This window comes from Pseudodesulfovibrio sp. zrk46, from assembly GCF_012516435.1.
Taxonomy (GTDB): Bacteria; Desulfobacterota; Desulfovibrionia; order Desulfovibrionales; family Desulfovibrionaceae; genus Pseudodesulfovibrio.
In genome coordinates this window covers 2,258,274-2,274,014 of sequence record NZ_CP051216.1, presented here as the reverse complement: position 1 = coordinate 2,274,014, position 15,741 = coordinate 2,258,274, and the positions used below count along the sequence as shown (strand labels likewise).

Below are 15,741 nucleotides of genomic sequence, written 5' to 3'. Positions count from 1 at the left end.
TTAGTGACCCACGGAAAGCAGGACGTCAGAGGTCATCAGATACTTGGCGAACGTGCCGCCCACGTCGCCCCACTTCACACCGTCCACGTATTCGCGGGACTCGATGCCGCGAGCGTGCTCGTTGGTGTGGCAGGTGGAGACGTCGCCGCCCTTCTCGCAGATGTCGGCCACGCGCTCGAAGCACTTGGTGGGATCGATGTGATCAAGGCCGCGCTGCTGGATGTGCAGGTCGCCTTCGATGGGGAATTCCTTCTTGGAAATATTCACGGCGTTTCCAAAGAGGTACATCTGGACTTTGTGTCCCTTCTCAAGGGCGGCCTGAGCGAGGCGAGTGGAGAACTCGGCGTCTTCGTTTTCAGCCGATCCGGAAAGGAGCAGGATGGTCAGGGTTTTGGACATGATGCAGCCTCCTTAGAGCGACACGACTTTTTCATCGCTGCCCAGCAGCAGGTCCACCATCTCGGGGTAGTCCACTACTTCGCAGTTGTCGCTGAGTTCGATGTTGCGGGCTTCTACGGCGCTCTTGGCTACGTAGATGTCTTCAACATCCATGTTTTCGAGTTTTTCTTCCCAGTATTCAGTGCCGAAGGTAACTCCGTCACCGACCAGGAGCAGGGCCTTGTCCTCGTCGCCGCCGATAAGAGCGATTCGATCAAGAATCCCCTCTTCCGGCTTGTTCACGAAAAAGAGCATGAATGCGTCTCCGTTCGTTGCTCCCTGCACTGTCCGGTCGCCGCGGGCATGCATGGGATGGGTTGTATGGTCAGGGCGACTTCACTCAGTTCCGATGCTCGTCAAACGGGCCGAAGTTCCGATGACGGCTCCGGAGGGAGCGGAAGCGGCAAGGTGTGAGAATCACCGCCCCCGCAATCCCTGGAGTGAGTGTTGATTTCTAGCTCTGGTGATCCTCGAAGATCTGGTAGCAGATGGCGCCTTCGGTATCGGCCGGAACCGGGTTACCGGTGGCGTGGCAGAAGGTGGGCACTACGTCGGCCAGCCAGCGCGGACGATCGTAAACGTAACCCTGCTTCACGCCGGGACCGTTCCACAGCATGATGTTCTTGAGGGAACCGCATCCGGACTCGCCGGTGGGGAAACCGTAGCCGTGCTCAGCCATGTACTCGGGCTTGAGGACGTACACGACATCACCAGCCTGCTCGCCGCCCATGCCGAAGACCTTGGCGTCTTCCTTGGGGATGGCGCACATGACCGGACGTTCGCCGGTTTCGGGGTGCTTGTAGTCGAGCAGTGCGTCGATGATTTCCTTGCGAACCTGCTCGTAATCTTCGTCTTCCACGATACCGCCGGGGTACTTGGACTTCAGGTTGACGTAGACGAACATGTAGCGCTGGGGCACTGCCTTGGACTTCTCGGGGATGAGCTCGTAGTTGAAACCTTCGGACTCTTCCCATACGGAACCGGCTTCATCAGAGGAACGAGCCTCGTAAGAGGTCAGTCCGGCCTGAGCCAGGGCCTCGGCGGTGTTGAGAATCGGGCCGATGGGAGTAGCGCCGTGGTCAGAGATGACGCAGGTCAGGGTATCCTTGGGCATGGTTTCCATCATGATGCCGAGGAACTTGTCTTCGATCTGGTAGATGGCGCGCTCCATATCGAAAGCGGGCTTGCTGATCTCGGGATCGTCGCTGTCCATCTTGTCCAGGTAACCGTGGTAGAACCAGTCGATGAGGTGGGTGTGCATGTACAGCAATTCCCAATCCGGATGGTCCTTCATCAGGGTGGTGATGACCTCGGTGAGCCACTCGGAATGGAAAGTGGCCAGCTCGACAACAGTCTCGTCGTCGATGATGCCATTGACCAGACCGACGAAGCCCATGTCGTTGGCAAGGATGTTCTTGGTGAAGTCGACATTCTTGAGGGCGTCGGCCGGAGCGCAGTAGCCATGGGTACCGGTGATACCGGAGATGTACAGCTTGAAATCCTCTGCGTCGTCGGACAGTTCCATCAGCTTGCAGCGGAAGTAGCCCTTTTCGATGCGGCCATCTTCTGCCATGGGGAAGTCAGCTTCGATGACTTCGGACCATTCACGCAGCTTGATGGTGTAGAAAGCCTTGGAGAAATCCTTTTCGGGGCACAATGCAAAGACATCGTAGCCGTCGTCATCGGACTCCCAGGTCAGACCGTACCAGGTCTGAGGAGCCATCTTCTCCATGGCGTGGGGAAACTCCATGGGAATAACGATTTCCAGGGGTTCCTGATCTTCCATCTCCTCGGTCAAGCCTTTCCAGCCTTCAGCTTCTTCGAAGCGGGCCTGAACGCCGATGGGGTAAAAATCAGTGGCAACACAGGACTCGGAGCACAGGTGCTCACGGTGTTCGTAACCTTCGTACTGCCAGCGGGATTCAGCGGCAGACAAACCTTCGCCCTGTACCATCACACCGTTTTCCAGCTTGGAAGGCCAGGAGGTCGGGTAGTTGACAACCAAGGACTTCTTGCCGGCCTTGTCCCAGGCATCCCAGATGGTCTGAGCGGTCAGCATGTCGGAACCGAAGGCCTGTACGCACTTGGAGAAGTGCAGGGACTCGCCTTCGTTGTAATAGTAGTAGTCCTCGACACCGTGAGTGCGCGGGAAAGCGCCGGTGCAGATGGTTGCCCAGGAAGGCGGGGTGACGGTGGGCATGTTGTAGCCCTCGGTCATGTAGGCACCCTGCTCCTTGAACTTCTTGAAGTTGGGCAGAGCGCCCTCGTCCATCAGAGCTTCAAGGCGCTTGGGGATAGCGCAGTCGAATCCGAGCAGAGCGACTCTTTTAGCTTGGTCTGCCATTTTTTTCTCCTTTAATTTCAACTACTTAGTATTTTCATTTCGCGCAAGGGACGACCCCGGTGGCTCGAAGCCTTTCCGGTTGGCCGGGGTCATCCCAGGGGTATCAAAGCGCGATGCTGTCTATTTTTTGGGTGAGCAGTACTTCACCAGAGCGTCGTCTTCCTTGGTCATCTTGAACCACGCCGCGATGGCGAACGCGATGGGGATGAGCATGAGCGCACCGGAGAAGTTGGCGAACACGCGGACAGGTCCGAGACCGCCCATGGTGATTGCCGCCAGTGCAAGACCCGCCTGAATGGCTGCCCAGTAGAAACGATGGCCACGAGTAGGTTCGGAGCCAGGCTGAAGTTTAGTGGTTGCTGCGCAAGAGATAACGTAAGCGCAGGAGTCAACGGATGTGGCCAGGAAGATGGTGGAGAACACGCAGTATCCTACGAGCACCACCTGTCCGAGCGGCAGGGACTTGAGGGTCGCTACCAGAGCAGCCGGGCCGCCGCTGGCCTTGAGAATGGCCACGGCATCAACCACGCCGTTGAGCTGTGCGTACATGGTGTAACCGCCGAAGACCGCGTGGATCATGTAGGAACCGGCGATACCGCCAGCCAGACCCATGGCAACCACCTGACGTACAGAGCGACCGCGAGAGATGCGGGCGATGAACAGCCCCATGAACGGACCGTAGGAGGCCATCCACAATGCGTAGAAGATGGTCCAATCCTGAGGGAAGGAGCCATCGGTGTACGGATCGGTCCAGAAGATCATGTTCCAGAAGTTACCGAGCATGTGGCCGAAGGAGTTGGTGAAGTTGTCCACGATGAACACGGTGGGGCCAGCCACGAAGCAGAAGAAGACCATGGCGAGCGCGATGAGCACGTTGGTATCGGACAGGATCTTGATGCCCTTCTTGAGGCCCAGGGAAACAGACACGGTGAAGATCACTGCGGAGATGCCGAGGATGATCAACTCCAGGGTGAAGCTAGGCTCAATACCCAGTACAGCACCCAGAGCGTGGTTGACGATGGGTACAGAAACGCCCATGACCGCGGCGTTGGAGAACATCAGGCCGATGATGAAGAAGACTTCGATGCCCTTACCAATCGGACCGTTGACCTTGTCGCCGATCACGGGTTCAGCGGTGGAGCTGATGCGAAGAACAGGCTTCTTGCGCTTGTAGTACATGTAGCAGATGGGCAGCGCGGTCACCATGTACCAAGGCCAGGTAACCGGGCCCCAGTGCAACAGGACATACGACATGGCCCATTCAAAGGACTGCCGGGAAAGCGGCTCCGCAAACTGAGGCGGGTATGCCAGGTTGAACAGGGGTTCGACGATGGACCAGAACATGACGGCGCCGGCCACACCGGAGCAGAACATCATGGCGATCCAGGAGTAGTTGCTGAACTCGGGTTTCTCGTCTTCTTCACCAAACTTGATCTCGCCGTAACGGGAGAACATGAAGAAGCAGGAGAGGATCATCATTGCGACAGTCACCCAAAGGTACCAGGTACCGGTAGTACGGGTGAAGACGCCGTACACGGTTTTGAGAACCTGCTCGAACGACTCGGTGAACAGGATCGAGCATGCGATGATGCCGATCAGAACCAAAGTCGCCGGGATGAGAATTTTGTTGTCAGGACGAAGGTCGACGCCTCCGTCATTGCCGTTTGTAGCCATTCCTCCTCCAAGGTGGGTACGGTTGTCCGCCTCCGTGTGTTGCCCCACACATCAGTGGACAGATAGATTGTGCGAAATCTGTATTAGCCGCCAATAGGCCGGCGGCACTCCCCCGCAAGATTGAAAATCATGCATGTGCGCTGTTAAACGCGAATTCCCTATAGGCAGGTTCCGTGCCAAGGCGACACAAATGACGGGGAACCCCCGCCCTGCTTGTGAAAAGTCGCGCAAACAAGCGTCCTCACCCACACACATCAACAACGACATTATTGTCGCACAATCATCGATTCCACAGATTTTCCCCGAAAACAGGAGGGGAATCGGCCGTACGACAAAACTGTCGTAACAGCGATACAAGTGTCATCTTTTTCAGGGACCCCATCAAGGGTGTTATTTTTTGAAAGCAATTCCGGATCAAAGATAAAGAATGAGGACCGAGATTGTGGCGACAATACTACGACTGTCAGGGATTGTGAAATCAGGGACTATCAAGATGTCTATATCATAAAAAGGGCCCGGAATACTTTCCGAGCCCGCACTTTGATCCACTGTTGGAACTTTGTCTATTCTTCGATTTTGCCCATTTCCTTGAGCAGACGAACGAGCTTTGTGACCTCGCCGCCAGCCATGCTGCCGCCCAGAGCAACGGCCACGGCGCAGCACTCCAAGAGCTCATCAACAGTTGCTCCGGCGTTGAAAGCCTCTTCAGTCTGGTAAAGAATGCACGCATCACATCCTTTTACCAATGCGCCGACAATAGCCATCATGCGCTTGTACTTGGCCTTGATGTCGCCGTCCTTGTACACCTCTTCCTGCAACGGGTCATACACATCCACGATTTCCGGCATGAGTTTGGTGTATGTTTCCCAGCCTTCTCCGATACTATTCTTCAATGCGATCTGACTTTCAGTCATAATATCTCCTTGTGTTTTTTTAAGAAGATGGACACAAGTCAGACATTAGACAAGCTAATCATTTTTATGTAAGCCATAAGCATGCTTGATATGAACACCATGGGCCAGATCACCCCGGACCAGCTGCGCTCCTTTCTGGTGGCAGCAGACACGGGCAGCTTTACCAAGGCCGCAACACTGGTTCACCGCACACAGGCAGCGGTGAGCATGCAGATGAAAAAGATGGAATCCGAGTTGGACTGTGCCCTCTTCAACCGGGAGGGACGCGGCGTCACGCTGACGGCGGAAGGTGAGATTCTCTACCGCTATGCCGCCAAGATACTCGCCCTTCACGACGAGGCCCTCGCGGCCATCGCCACGCCAAAGCTCGATGGCACCATTCGCTTGGGCGTACCCGACGACTACGCAACCCAGCATCTGCCGGGAGTGCTCAAGGAGTTCGCTATCACCCACCCACGAGTGCAGGTGGATGTTTATTGCGGGGAAACGCCCCGTATGGCTGACATGCTGAACGATGATCAGCTGGATCTGGTCATCACCACCGACTCAGTTCCCACCACCTATTCCGCACCGCTTGAGTTGGTCTGGATTGTACCCGAACGAATGGTTCCGGCCGACCTTGCCGTGTTGCCGCTGGCCCTGTTCCACCCGGTCTGCTGTTATCGCGACAGCGCCCTACGCGCTCTCGACGCAGACAACAGAGCCTATCGCATCGCCTACGGCAGCCCAAGTCTGGCCGGAGTCCTTGCCGCGGTGCAGGGGGGCCTTGCCATTGCCCCGGTCACGGCAGACACCCAGGCCGAGGGATGCCGCCACGCCAATCCGGCGGACAATCTCCCTGCCCTCGACTCCGTATTCATAGATATCCGCTTCCGCCCGGGAAAGCGGTCGGACATCGTCTCCGCCTTTGCCGGATTCGTCGGCGATCAGCTTGGGATATCGACCAACAACACGACTTTCGCGCTATAATTCCACCAGCCCCATATTTACTGTTATTATGCAAGCAGGGTTCTCCCAACCGGGAAAACCCGACATTTGCATGAGGTAAAACCAACGGAAAAAGAGTAAGGCAATCCGTCAACATAAAGCAGAGACAATACAATCGCCCAATCAAAGTCGTTTATTACATGTAAAAAAGACTTGATTGATCGATCAATTTGGGACATGAAAAACCGCCCGGGTTGAAATACGGGCACAACGCTCCATTTGGAGAGAGACCGGAACCATGAAACGCATTGACTACATCGTGCTGACCATCATTGCCCTGCTGGGCGTGACAGCCATGATCACCATTCCCCATCCGCTGGAGACCTTCAAGGCCTACACTCAGGCTCACGGCTACCTCATGAGCTTTGCCAAATTCGCCGTGCTCGCCACCTTTGGGGAATGTGTCGCCCTGCGGATCGTGACAGGGAAATACTGGCGTCCCGGCTTCGGGCTGATCGCCAAGGCCGTCATGTGGGGGTTCCTCGGTCTCTTCATCAAGGCCAGCTTCACGGTATTCGCCACAGGCTCACCCATGGTGCTGCCCTCCCTCGGTTACCAATTGAGCTCAGATCCCGGCTTCTTCGAGCAACTGTTCATCGCCTTTATCACCAGCATCATGCTCAACACGGTGTTCGCACCCGTGCTCATGGTCCTGCACAAAATATACGACGACCATATTCAATATCATAAGGGCCGTGTGGCCGCCCTGTTCCTCCCGGTGCACTTCCGGGCTCGTCTGGACGGCATCGACTGGAACATCATGTGGGGGCTGGTGCTGAAGAAGACCGTGCCCTACTTCTGGATTCCGGCCCAGACCATTACTTTCATGCTGCCGCCAGACGCGCGCATCCTGTTCGCCGCCTTTCTCGGCGGTGTGCTCGGCGTCATTCTGGCGTTCGCGAGCCTGTCAGGACAAAGGGAAGGCGCGTAACAGATATTTCCTCTTCCGCTGTCCGCAACAGCGGCAAGACCGACGCCTCACCCACAAAGGACCCGCAAAGAAATGCTTTACCGAAAAGTTCCCAAAACTGGTGAAGAACTCTCCATCCTCGGTTTCGGTGCCATGTGCCTCCCCACCTGTGAGGACGGCTCCATCGACGAAGACCGCGCCATTGCCCAGATGCGTCACGCCATCGACAACGGCGTCAACTACGTTGACACGGCATGGCCCTACCACGACGGCCAGAGCGAGGCCGCGGTGGCCAAAGCCCTGCACGACGGATACCGGGAAAAGGTCAACATCGCGGACAAGCTGCCCCAGTGGCTGGTAAAGACCCGCGAGGATATGGACACCCTGCTTAACGACCAGCTTGAGCGCCTCGGTGTGGACTGCATCGACTACTACCTCGTCCACGCCATTGAATGGAACTCATGGCAGCGTCTGGAAGGGCTCGGTATCACCGAGTTCCTGAATCAGGCCCTTGCCGACGGCCGAATCCGCAACGCGGGATTCTCCTTCCACGGCGTGACCGAGGACTTCAAGAAGATCGTCGACGCCTTTCCGTGGACCTTCTGCCAGATTCGCTACAACCTCCTGAATCAGGAGAATCAGGCCGGCACCGCCGGTGTGAAGTACGCCGCCTCCAAGGATCTGGCCGTCATGGTCATGGAACCGCTCCGCCGCGGCGATCTGGGCAAGCCCGAAGCTCCGGCTCCGGTGCAGGAACTCTGGGACACCGCTTCGGTCAAGCGCACTCCTGCCGAATGGGCTTTGCGCTGGCTCTGGAATGATCCCAAGATCACCGTAGTGCTTTCCGACATGAGCGAAGAGGCGCACATCGAGGAGAACCTCGCCGTGGCCAATCAGGGCCGGACCTACTCCCTGACGCAAAAAGAACTGGGCATCATCGATCGCGTGGCGACCAAGTACAGCGAACTCATGCAGGTGGGCTGCGACGGCTGCTCCTTCTGCATGCCCTGCCCGGCTGCCGTGCGTATTCCGTGGTGCTTCGAGCAGTACAACAGTGCCCGCATGTTCACCGAAAAAGAGGACGTCACCCGCTCCTGGTACGCCCTCACCCTGAGCAACGAGTTCGCAGGCAAATCCGCGTACGCCTCTCAATGCAACAACTGCGGCGAGTGCCTCAGGCACTGCCCGCGGAAGATCAATATCCCCGAAAAGCTCGCCGAAGTATCTGAGTATTTTGAAAATACAGACATGCAGGCCGTTGTAGACGGCTTCATGCAGATACAGGCGCAGTAGATTCAAATGGGGGGACTTGTCCCCCCCATTTGATGCTCATTACACCTTCTCTCAACACAGTCGGGGTATTTATGTTGACATTGTCAATATAAATTCATATCTCTCACCCCATGAGAGAGACAGCCGCCATAAGACAATTCAATAGATTCTACACGCGAGTGCTGGGCCTGTTCCAACCCAAACTCATGGGAAGCGAACAGACCTTGATAGAAGCGCGCATCCTTTACGAGGTATGGCAACACCCCGGAATCTCTTCGGCGGACATCACCCGCCTGCTGGATATGGACCGGGGACAACTCAGCCGTGTTATTTCCAAGCTGGTAAAGCAGGACCTGATCCACAAGGAAGAAAAACATGCCGGACGCAGAGGGATTCCCCTGACGTTGACCGCCGAGGGAGAACGGCTGGCCCGGAAGTTGAATGCCATGTCCGAGCAACAGATGGCAGACCTGATCCAGCCGCTGGAACCCGCAGCAAGAGAGCGGCTTGTTTCTGCCATGCAGGACATCACAGCCGCACTGTCCGGCAACGCGCATCCCCGCCCGGAAGTCTCGGTACGCGAATCCCGGCCCGGCGACATGGGATGGGTCATTCAACGGCATTGCGACCTCTACGGAGCAACCCACGGATTCGATAAGGATTTCGAGAAATATGTCCTGTTGGGATTGGCGGAATTCGTCCAAAGGGATTCCGGCCGCAGCAAGCTCTGGATTGCGGAGCAGGACGGCAACCGACTGGGGTGCATCGCCGTGGTCGAGCAGGAAGACAATCAGGCCCAGCTACGCTGGCTACTGGTCGAACCTCAGGCAAGAGGATTGGGCGTTGGGCGCAAGCTCTCGGAAACGCTCACGACCTTCTGCCGCGAGCAACGCTATGCTTCCATCTTTCTCTGGACTATCGATTCGCTGGAACCCGCCCGCAAGCTATACCAGTCCATCGGCTTTGAACTGGCCGAGTCCATCGACAGCACCATGGGCGGCGAGCCCTGCGTTGAACAACGATGGGAGCTGATGCTGTAGAAAGGCAGGGGGCAACACGCACCTCCCCCACTTGCTAACGCTGCACAAGATTATTGATCTTGCAGGCTGCGCAGGCCGCGCCAAAGCCGTTGTCGATGTTGACCACGGTCACGCCGCTGGCGCAGGAGGTGAGCATACCAAGCAGCGCTGACAGGCCGGAGAAGTTGGCACCGTACCCGACGGAAGTGGGCACCGCGATGATGGGCTGTTCCACAAGGCCGCCCACCACGCTGGAGAGCGCACCTTCCATACCTGCGATGACGATGAGGACCGTATATTTGCGGATATTGTCCAGTCGCCCCAACAGGCGGTGAATTCCGGCCACGCCGATATCAGAGATAATGGAGGCATGGCTGCCAAGCATCTCGCAAGTAACCTTGGCTTCCTCGGCCACATCCATATCAGAAGTGCCTGCAGTGATGATGCCTATCTCGCCCGGCTTGAACTCGATCTCGTTCTTCAGAAAGGTCAGGGTCCGGCCCATGGCGTTGTACTCGGCATCCGGGAATCGTTCGAGGACAAAAGCGGCCTTCTCTGCATCCACGCGAGTGGCGAGCACGTTGTTTCGCTCACGCATGTAGCCGAAGATGTCGACCAACTGTTCCTTGGTCTTCCCCTCACCATAGATGACTTCCGGGAACCCGTTGCGCAGCATGCGGTGGTTATCGATAACCGTATGGCCAATGTCCTGAAATGGCAGGTCGCGCAGGGACTCTACCCCCTGATCCACACTCACCTTGCCGGATTGTATATCTTCGAGCAGCGCTTTCAACGCTTCGTTATTCTGCATTGTTCACTCCTTCCGCAGTCGCGGACTCGGGGTTCTGACTCCCCATGGAATAGCCGCCCAAATCAAGGGTTACATGTCGATATCCCAAATCCTTGAGTCGGGCATGAATACCGGCAACTTCATTGGCGGCAACAAAATCATGTAACTGATCACGCGGGATTTCGATACGCGCAATATCGCCGTGACTGCGCACCCGCACCGCCTTGAAGCCCTGATGCATGAGCAGCACCTCGGCCTCTTCGGTTCGGCGAAGCGCTTCGTCGGTCACATACTCATCCACCGGCATGCGAGACAGCAGACAGGCGAACGAAGGCTTGTCCCAAGTAGGCAGACCGTACAGCTTGGAAAGATCGCGGATATCCTGCTTAGTCAGGCCAGCATCCTTGAGCGGGCTCATGACGTCCAGCTCGGCCAACGCTTTGAGCCCGGGACGATAGTCGCCCAGATCATCCACGTTGGTGCCGTCCAGCAGGTATTTGTAACCGCGCTCACGCGCCGCTTCCCACAATTGGGTGAAGAGAAGCTTCTTGCAGGTGTAGCAATGATCAGCCGGGTTGGTGCGAATCTCTACGGGGAACGGCAGGTCGATGACTACATGCTCCACGCCCGATTCAGCCGCCATTTCCCGCGCCTCCTTAATCTCCCATTGGGGGATGTACGGCGTGGTCACGGTCACTGCCAGCACCTTGTCGCCCAGTGCCTGCTGGGCAGCGTACAGCAGAAACGCGCTGTCCACGCCGCCGGAAAAGGCCACGGCAACACCCCCGGTTTCCCGGAGTATGCCGAGCAGCTTCTCATATTTCTTATTCAACATAGCTACACCTTGCGGGCTTTGCCAACCTGCACATAAACCTCGCCAAGGGAAATCCCATGTTTCTTTGCCAACGCACGGCAATCCTCCAGCTCTGGCTTGGAGCGGATGACCTCGCCGTCGAGAATAGCGTTCTTCATGGTCACCTCACCCAACGGGGTCTCCAGCTTCTCAAAGGATATATCGAGCACGGTCTTGTCGATGGGAATGGACTTGATGCCCAGCGTGGTGGTGTGGCGGAAGACCAAACGCTTGAAATACTCTTCCTCATCTGCACCGCACAAAAGAGAGAGCATGACCGCCGGACGATTCTTCTTCATAACAATGGGCGTAAAGTGCACGTCCATTGCCCCTTCGTCCATTAACTGCTCCATGACCACACCGAGCATCTCACCGGTCATGTCGTCGATGTTGCACTGCAGGAGTCGGGCTGGCACGGTGCGCAGCTTCTCTGTCGCACCGTCCACGGTGGCCAGATTGACGCGCAACACGTTGGGAATCTCGGTGTCGCGATGCCCGATGCCGTATCCGGTCCTGTTCACAACCATATCGGGACGCGCTTCAAAACGGTCCACCAACTCGGCGAGGATGGCCGCACCCGTGGGGGTTGCGGTTTCCTTCTGCACGGCGCCGCGTGTGGTGGGAATCCCCTTGAGAATTTCCACGGTGGCAGGAGCCGGAACCGGCATCATGCCATGGGCGCACTGAACGAAACCGCCGCCCAGTTCGATGGGCGAACACCAGACTTCATCAATCTCCAGCGCATGAAAACAGATGGCCGCACCAACGATATCCACGATGGAATCCGTGGCCCCCACTTCATGAAAATGGACCTCGTACAACTCCTTACCGTGCACCTTGGCCTCGGCCTCGGCCACGCGGCGGAAGATGGCGAGGCTGGTCTGCTTCACCGCATCATCCAGCTCGCTGCCGTCGATGATGGCCTCGATATCACGGAGGTTACGATGCTCGCCATGATGATGGTGCCCATGGCCATGGTCATGCCCGTGCCCGTGGTGATGTCCCTTGAGGACAACATCCACACGGGTTCCGGTGATACCCTTGCGCTCGCCGGGAGCGGCTTCAACAGAGAACTCTTCGTCAATGCCGAGCTTGCCCAGCTCGCTGCGAAGGTATTCCGGGTCCACGCCCAGTTCGATCATGGCGGCAAGGTTCATATCACCGCTGATGCCGGAGAAGCAGTCGTAATATAAAATATTCATTGTATTTTGTCGTGCGGACGCCACGCACAGGCGCCCGCACGATTGGTTCGGGTTAGTGGCTCTGGTCACCCTTCAGGAAGTTCTTGGCCGCATCATCGATGCCGTCGACTTCACAGTATTCAGCGACTTCCTTGAGGCGCTCGGGAATGTCGATATGCTGGGGACAATGCTCGACGCACTGACCACACTCGACACACTGAGAGGCCTTGCGAGGCTTGCCGGAAATGGCGCCACCGCTAAATGCGGCGTACCGGAACTGGGTCACCTGCTGAGGCTCTTCAAACATATTGCCTGTGTTGTAGAGCTCAAAGCAACCCGGAATGTTTACACCTGCGGGGCACGGCATACAGTACTGACAGCCGGTGCAACCAACGGGCATGAGCTCAATATACTTGTCAGCAACCTTGCTGATGAGTTCGAGTTCTCCATCGGTCAGGGAATCAGCTTCAGCTTCGGCGGCGATGGCAAGGTTCTGGTCGATGTGCTCGTCCACGTTCATGCCGGACAGGACCACGGTCACCTCGGGCGCATTCCACACCCAGCGCAGGGCCCATTCCACAGGCGCACGCTTGGTCTCGGCGGTATCCCACAGGGCTGCGACCTGCGGCGGAGCCTCGGGACGGCTCAGGTTGCCGCCGCGCAGGGGCTCCATGATGATCACGGCGATATCCTTGGAGGCAGCATGCTTCAGGCCTGCGGTTCCTGCCTGATTCTCGGTATCGAGGAAGTTGTATTGAATCTGGCAGAAGGTCCAGTCATAGGCATCCACGATGCGGCTGAAATCTTCGTTGGCGCCGTGGAAGGAGAAGCCGATGTTGGCGATCTTGCCAGCGGCCTTGGCATCTTCCAGAAAATCGATGACGCCCAGCGCCTCGATACGGTCCCATGCCTCGCCTTCCAGTGCGTGCAACAGGTAGTAATCGATGCAATCCACATCGAGCTTGGCGAGCTGCTTGTCCAGAATGGCGTCCATATCTTCACGGCTCTTACACAGCCAGACCGGCAGCTTGTCCGCAATCTTCACCTTTTCGCGGTAACCGTCCTTGAGGGCCTTGCCCAGCACGATCTCGCTCATACCACCGTGATACGGCCAGGCGGTATCGAGGTAATTCACACCTGCGTCTATGGCCCTGCGCATCTGTTCGATGGCTTTTTCCTCGTTGATGGACTGGTCCTCGTTCACAGGCAGGCGCATGGCGCCAAAGCCGAGAATGGACAGCTCATCTCCATTTTTAGGGACTTTGCGATACAGCATTGGATCTCCTTTCTTGTTATTGAATCAGGGAGAGAAGCAGGCTGGAGAGCTGCCTCAGTCCACCGAATAAAACTATCACTCAAACGTATATTATTAATCCGGCAATGGCCGACCTTCTCCTTCTCGTACAAAGGAGGCAGTTCCGATGGGGAATAACAGCCTGAAGTTACTGCTTGGCCAGCACCTGCTCGGCTACTTCAGGATTAATCCACGGACGCCACCAGGCCATGCGCGGCAAAGGCTTGTCCGTATCCACCATCTCTCCGATCATGGGTGTCACGAGGTTGATGCCACGCTGCTCGGCAAGAGCGTAGATTTCCATGCCCGGCTGATACCAGGTGTGCATGGACAGCTCGAACATGGCCCAGTGGATGGGGATGAACATTTCGGCGCGCAGGTCGAAGTAGGCCTGAGCCGCCTCATCGGGCAGCAGGTGCACACTATGCCACTTGATATTGTATTGGCCGTTCTCGATAAAGGCGACGTCAAATGGACCGTATGCATCACCGATCTGCTTGAAGTGAGAACCGTAGCCGGAGTCTCCGCTGAAATAAACGGACTCGTTTTCGCTGCGAATGACCCATGACGCCCAGAGCGTCTTGTTGCGGTTGGTCATGCCCCGGCCGGAGAAGTGGCTGGCCGGAGTGGCCACGAATTCCAGTTCTCCGCGCTGGGTAGACTGCCACCAGTCGAGTTCCGTGATGCGAGACTCATCAATACCCCACCCCTTCAGATGGGAACCAACGCCCAGCGGCACGATGAAACGGGTAGCCCTGTCGCGAAACGCCTTCACCGTATCCATATCCAGATGATCGTAATGGTCATGTGAGATCACGATGAGATCGATCTCAGGCAAATCCTTCAGGTCCACCACAGGCTCCTGAAAACGGCCAACGGTAAAAGGCACTGGGGAAGCGCGATCAGAAAAGACAGGATCGAGGAGGATATTCTGCTCAGCCATGCGGATCAGAACAGAGGAGTGACCGAACCAGATGGCTTTGACGCCACCGGAGGCTACGGCAAAAGCACCCATATCAGGTGTGATCTGGGGCATGGGCTCGTCCGGGGTACGTTCCCCCTTGACCACCAGCCACTTCCAGACGTCACCCCAGTTCATGGAAACCTCCTCCACGGTCTGAATGACACCGGGATCGGGATTGTCGAACCGCTCCTGCTGGGCATTGTACTGGGAAGACAGCTCGATACGCTGTAAATCCGAGCCTTTAGGATTGGTGCCGAACATGGCACATCCATTGAGTACGGCCAGCCCCAATGTCATGACCAGAAGCCCCGCTGCAATAAAAGCTATATTTGTCATGTTTTGCATCCTTCTTATGGGTACGTTGACCCATCATAGGTCCTTGAAATTCTGAATAAACGAATGATCGTTCAGTTTATAAGGCAAAAAAATTTGCTAGTAGCGAATTGCGTCCCACGTCATGTTGAAAACGGTCTCCACTGCCTGCTCGTCCATGACGCAATCAGCGCCACAGTGACGCGGGTTGGCCAAAATGGCGAATGGGTAGAAGCAGAACACGCTCAGCAACTTGGGCTGTACGTTCTTGAGGATCTTCTGTTCCATGCCGCGCTGAAAGGCATTCCAGATGGGTGCATACATCCGGCTCAGTTCTTCATGGTTCACCAATTCGGTGTACGGCGTGTTGGAGAACTGATCCAGAAACATCCCTTTATCCTGATTATTTGAGATGTATTCGTAGACCGCAAAGCAGAAGTTCCGAACGATGTCGCGAATCGGTAAGCTATCGTCAAAGTTACGCATCACACGTTCGGCCAGTTCCTTTTTGATGGAGACATAGGCAGAAACGATCAGGTCTTCCTTGTTCTCATGATAGACATACAGGGTAGACGGAGAAACCCCTGCTTCCTTGGCGATCTTGGAAACAGAACTCGCAGCAAAGCCAACTTCGTTGACCAGCTTGATGGTGGCGTCGAACAACGCTTGTTTCTTATCTTCATCCTGCTTTCGCATGAGCCAATTACAGAATGATCATTCGGTTTTGTCAAGCGGTTTTTTGAAAACCACTTATCCACCTGCAATCCAATAAAAAAGGCCGCGCTCCTC

The 15,741-nt window shown here is 56.3% G+C and carries 15 protein-coding genes; 4 read left to right on the top strand and 11 right to left on the bottom strand.

Annotated features, from left to right (window positions below):
- From HFN16_RS10290 to HFN16_RS10270, 5 genes are all read right to left on the bottom strand, one after another.
- Window positions 1-399, bottom strand: coding sequence for a DsrE family protein (locus HFN16_RS10290; RefSeq protein ID WP_168890669.1), 399 nt, complete (start codon window positions 397-399; stop codon window positions 1-3).
- A 12-nt stretch (window positions 400-411) separates the two neighbouring features.
- Window positions 412-693, bottom strand: a complete 282-nt coding sequence (locus HFN16_RS10285; RefSeq protein ID WP_168890668.1) for a DsrH/TusB family sulfur metabolism protein — start codon at window positions 691-693, stop codon at window positions 412-414.
- A 199-nt stretch (window positions 694-892) separates the two neighbouring features.
- Window positions 893-2,782, bottom strand: coding sequence for an alkaline phosphatase family protein (locus tag HFN16_RS10280; protein WP_168890667.1), 1,890 nt, complete (start codon window positions 2,780-2,782; stop codon window positions 893-895).
- A gap of 120 nt (window positions 2,783-2,902) precedes the next feature.
- Window positions 2,903-4,456, bottom strand: a complete 1,554-nt coding sequence (locus tag HFN16_RS10275; RefSeq protein WP_168890666.1) for a BCCT family transporter — start codon at window positions 4,454-4,456, stop codon at window positions 2,903-2,905.
- Window positions 4,457-5,019: 563 nt separating this feature from the next.
- Complete coding sequence (locus HFN16_RS10270) at window positions 5,020-5,370, bottom strand: carboxymuconolactone decarboxylase family protein (RefSeq protein WP_168890665.1); 351 nt, start codon at window positions 5,368-5,370, stop codon at window positions 5,020-5,022.
- An 81-nt stretch (window positions 5,371-5,451) separates the two neighbouring features.
- Here HFN16_RS10270 and HFN16_RS10265 point away from each other — a divergent pair, with 81 nt between their 5' ends.
- From HFN16_RS10265 to HFN16_RS10250, 4 genes are all read left to right on the top strand, one after another.
- Window positions 5,452-6,339, top strand: a complete 888-nt coding sequence (locus HFN16_RS10265) for a LysR family transcriptional regulator (RefSeq protein WP_168890664.1) — start codon at window positions 5,452-5,454, stop codon at window positions 6,337-6,339.
- Window positions 6,340-6,595: 256 nt separating this feature from the next.
- The gene (locus HFN16_RS10260; protein ID WP_168890663.1) at window positions 6,596-7,288 is read left to right on the top strand and encodes a hypothetical protein; all 693 of its coding nucleotides are present in this window, start codon (window positions 6,596-6,598) and stop codon (window positions 7,286-7,288) included.
- Between the two features lie 72 nt (window positions 7,289-7,360).
- Window positions 7,361-8,560 (top strand): aldo/keto reductase, encoded by a 1,200-nt coding sequence (locus HFN16_RS10255; RefSeq protein ID WP_168890662.1) that lies wholly within the window; start codon window positions 7,361-7,363, stop codon window positions 8,558-8,560.
- A gap of 110 nt (window positions 8,561-8,670) precedes the next feature.
- Window positions 8,671-9,579 carry a helix-turn-helix domain-containing GNAT family N-acetyltransferase gene (locus tag HFN16_RS10250; protein WP_168890661.1) on the top strand — a complete coding sequence of 303 codons (909 nt, stop codon included), beginning with the start codon at window positions 8,671-8,673 and terminating at the stop codon, window positions 9,577-9,579.
- 34 nt (window positions 9,580-9,613) lie between these two features.
- Here HFN16_RS10250 and larB read toward each other — a convergent pair whose 3' ends face one another.
- The 6 genes from larB to HFN16_RS10220 all read right to left on the bottom strand — a co-directional run bounded on the left by larB (window position 9,614) and on the right by HFN16_RS10220 (window position 15,648).
- The gene (gene larB / locus HFN16_RS10245; RefSeq protein ID WP_168890660.1) at window positions 9,614-10,369 is read right to left on the bottom strand and encodes a nickel pincer cofactor biosynthesis protein LarB; all 756 of its coding nucleotides are present in this window, start codon (window positions 10,367-10,369) and stop codon (window positions 9,614-9,616) included.
- Window positions 10,359-11,183, bottom strand: a complete 825-nt coding sequence (gene larE, locus HFN16_RS10240; protein WP_168890659.1) for an ATP-dependent sacrificial sulfur transferase LarE — start codon at window positions 11,181-11,183, stop codon at window positions 10,359-10,361. The genes larB and larE overlap by 11 nt, the downstream gene beginning before the upstream one ends.
- Window positions 11,184-11,185: 2 nt before the next feature.
- A complete protein-coding gene (gene larC / locus HFN16_RS10235) occupies window positions 11,186-12,403 on the bottom strand; it encodes a nickel pincer cofactor biosynthesis protein LarC (RefSeq protein WP_168890658.1) in 1,218 nt (405 codons plus the stop codon).
- A gap of 52 nt (window positions 12,404-12,455) precedes the next feature.
- Complete coding sequence (locus tag HFN16_RS10230) at window positions 12,456-13,658, bottom strand: aldo/keto reductase (protein ID WP_168890657.1); 1,203 nt, start codon at window positions 13,656-13,658, stop codon at window positions 12,456-12,458.
- Between the two features lie 166 nt (window positions 13,659-13,824).
- A complete protein-coding gene (locus HFN16_RS10225; protein WP_210772186.1) occupies window positions 13,825-14,976 on the bottom strand; it encodes an MBL fold metallo-hydrolase in 1,152 nt (383 codons plus the stop codon).
- Window positions 14,977-15,072: 96 nt separating this feature from the next.
- Window positions 15,073-15,648 (bottom strand): TetR/AcrR family transcriptional regulator, encoded by a 576-nt coding sequence (locus HFN16_RS10220; RefSeq protein ID WP_168890656.1) that lies wholly within the window; start codon window positions 15,646-15,648, stop codon window positions 15,073-15,075.
- Between the last annotated feature and the right edge of the window lie 93 nt (window positions 15,649-15,741).